2 protein-coding genes and 1 pseudogene are annotated in these 2,834 nt (G+C 72.0%); 1 reads left to right on the top strand and 2 read right to left on the bottom strand.

What is annotated here, in order from left to right:
- Window positions 1-255, top strand: a pseudogene (locus D183_RS0108435) (MFS transporter); the annotation flags it as partial.
- A gap of 162 nt (window positions 256-417) precedes the next feature.
- Here the strand turns inward: D183_RS0108435 and D183_RS0108430 are convergent.
- Both D183_RS0108430 and D183_RS0108425 read right to left on the bottom strand, forming a co-directional pair.
- Window positions 418-1,842 (bottom strand): FAD/NAD(P)-binding protein, encoded by a 1,425-nt coding sequence (locus D183_RS0108430; RefSeq protein ID WP_017908617.1) that lies wholly within the window; start codon window positions 1,840-1,842, stop codon window positions 418-420.
- A gap of 108 nt (window positions 1,843-1,950) precedes the next feature.
- Window positions 1,951-2,834, bottom strand: an 884-nt coding sequence (locus D183_RS0108425) for a phospholipase D-like domain-containing protein (protein WP_017908616.1), incomplete at its 5' end; no start/stop codon positions are given.

Genomic DNA, 2,834 nt, shown 5'->3' with positions numbered 1-2,834 from the left:
CAGGCGCGGCTGGCCGCGGTCGCGCCGCTGCTGCCGCACGCGACCCTGGCGGACACCGCGCAGCGGCTGGTCGCCGGCGATCTGTCCGCCTCCATGGCCGAGGGCGCGCTGTCCGCGACGCAACTACGGCTGGCCTACGCGGCGGCCTTCGGCACGCTCACCCGGGTGCTGGCGGCGATCACCGCGCTGGCGGCGATCGCGATCTGCCTGTTGCTCGGGCGCACGCCGCAACACGCGGTGGATGGGGGCCTTTGATCGCGTTAGGAGACCCGCCTGTAGGACCGGCAATGCAGGCCGCAGCTAGAAACGACGCAAAGGCCTGTCCCTGTTGGAGCGGCTTCAGCCGCGACGGGCGTTACCGTAGTCATGAGTCGCAGCTGCGCCGCGCGCAACCGCGGCCGGCATGCGCCGCAGCGGTCAATGGACGGTGGCTACCGGCAGCTCCAGCGCCAGCAGCGCCTGCGCGGTCTGCTGCGCCTGCACCCGCAGCTCGGGAATCGCCAGGCTTTCCCACAGGCTGCCGATGCGCAGGCTGCCGAGTACGCGGATCCGCGGCGTGGCGCGGCCGTCGGCGTCGAGCAGCGCGCCGTCGGCGGCGCTGCCCACGCCGATGCCGTGCGGGCCCGGCTGCGCATGGCCGCAGCCGAGCAACTGGTGCAGCAGCGGATTGCGCATGGTCTGTGCGCGCAGTTCGACGCCGGTGGCATTGATCACACAGTGCGCGTCGAGCTGCAGCGGCACGCCGTCGGCGCCCATGCCGTTGACCTGCACGCAGGCGCCGACCGGGAATACCGTATCCAGCCGCGCGCGGTGCAGGCGCAACTGACCGACCCGGCGCATCGCCTGCAATTGCGCGAACACCGGCGCGGCGATGCGATGCCGGTGCACGTCCCAGTAGCGCACCACGTGGCGCAGGAAGCGGCGCTGCTCGGTCACCGACAGCGACTGCCACAGCGCCTGGCTCAGCGGGCGTATCCGGTCCATCACGCTCTGCCAGGGCCGGCCCTGCGCCTGTGCCGCGGCGGCATGGCGACGCAGCGCGCGCACCCGCTGGCGCAGCGGCATCGCCAGCAATGCCTGCGCATCGAAGTCGGCCGGCGCGCCATGCGCGGCATGCGGCAACGGCAGCAAGGCGTGCCGCGAGACCACGTGCACCGGGCCGCGGTGCGCATTGGCCAGCAGCGTCAGCACGCTGTCGGCCATGCTCAGGCCGGAGCCGACGATGCACACCGTGGCCTCGCGCGGAATCGCCTGCAACTGCGCATAGTCCCAGGCCTCGATCCGCGACGGCGCGTCGAGACCGGGAGCGCCGCGCGCCGGCAGCGGACGCAGGCTGTTGCCCAGCGCCAGCACGGTGGCGCCGGCATGCAGCTGTCCACCTTCGTGCAATTGCAGAATCTGAGCGCCGGTCGGCTGCGGATGCAGCGCCAGCACCCGCGCCTGGCGCCATTGCAGGCGCGCCGGCCCGGCGGTCTGCGCCTGCCACAGGCGTGCGCGCAGATAGGCGGCGTAATGGCGACGCTGCACATAGGCCTCGGCCAGTGCGGCGCGCGACAGCTGCGGATACAGCGCCTGCTGCTGCAGCCAGTCGAGAAAGTCGTCGGGCGCCTCGGCGAAGGCGCTCATGCGCCCGGCCGTCACGTTCAACAGGTGCTCGGCGCAGGGCGTCGCATAGGCCACGCCCTGCGCCAGCGCCGGCCGCGATTCGATCAGTTGCACGCGCAGCGCGGTGCCGGCCTGGCGCAGCAACTGCAGCGCGACCAGCACGCCGGCCGCGCCGCCGCCGACGATGGCGATGTCGCAGTCGTCGTCGGCCGGTTCGCTGGGCACAAGCTCATTCATGCCGCGATTGTAAGGGAAGCCCCCACCGGCCCGGCCCGCGGCTGAGAACCGTGGTGCATGTGCCGGCGATCGCGCATGAGTACGTCATGCGCCCGTCATCGGCATGCGTCACATCAGCGCATCGGCCAGGCGCGCGATGCCTTCGCGGCTGCGCCGCCAGGCCGGCCGCTTGCGCCAGTCCTGCAGCGTCAGCACCCGCGCATCGGCCAAGTAGTCGGCCTCCACCGCGCGCAGCCGCTGCACCACCGCGGCGCTGTAGCACAGCATGCCGACCTCGGCGTTCAACGCGAACGAGCGGATGTCCAGGTTGATCGAGCCGACCAGGGCGATGCCCTCGTCCACGCTCAGGTGCTTGGCGTGCAGGAAGCACGGCCGGTACAGCGCGATCTTGACCCCGCTGCGCAGCAGTTCGTCGTAATAGGCTTCCTGCGCCCAGGCGGTGAGCCGCTGGTTGTTGCTCTCGGACAGGATCAACTGCACGTCCACCCCGGACAGCGCGGCGATGCGCAGTGCGCTGAGCGTGGCCTCGTCCGGCACGAAGTACGGCGTGACCATGACGATGCGCCGCCGTGCCAGATGGATCAGCGCGTTGACCGTGTCGCGGGCGTTCTCGAACGGGTACGCCGGCCCGCTGGGCAACAGCTGCGCGGCGACGCCGCCGCCGTGGATGGAGGCGGGCGCGACCACGCTCAGGCGCTGCCCGGTCTCGATGAACCAGTCGCTGGCGAACACCGCTTCCAGGTGCGCCACCACCGGCCCCTGCACCCGCGCCACCAGCTCGCGGTTGGGATGGCCAGGGACGAACTGCGGTTCGGCCAGGTTTTGCGAGCCGATGTAGCCGACGCGGTTGTCGATCACCGCGATCTTGCGGTGGTTGCGCAGGTCCATGCGGCCGCTGCGGCGCCAGCGCAGCCCGCCCGGCAGCAACGCCTGCACCTCGACCCCGGCCGCGTGCAGGCGCTTGCGGTAGCGGCGCAGGCCGCGGCGGCCAC

It is taken from the genome of Xanthomonas sp. SHU 199 (genome assembly GCF_000364665.1).
Taxonomy (GTDB): domain Bacteria; phylum Pseudomonadota; class Gammaproteobacteria; order Xanthomonadales; family Xanthomonadaceae; genus Xanthomonas_A; species Xanthomonas_A sontii.
Note: the sequence above shows the minus strand (reverse complement) of the source record. Positions and strands in the feature narration are given on the sequence as shown.

Bases quoted from the DNA above. Each gene is read 5' to 3' on its own strand.
- D183_RS0108430 (WP_017908617.1), bottom strand. From the start codon at position 1,842: ATGAATGAGCTTGTGCCCAGCGAACCGGCCGACGACGACTGCGACATC.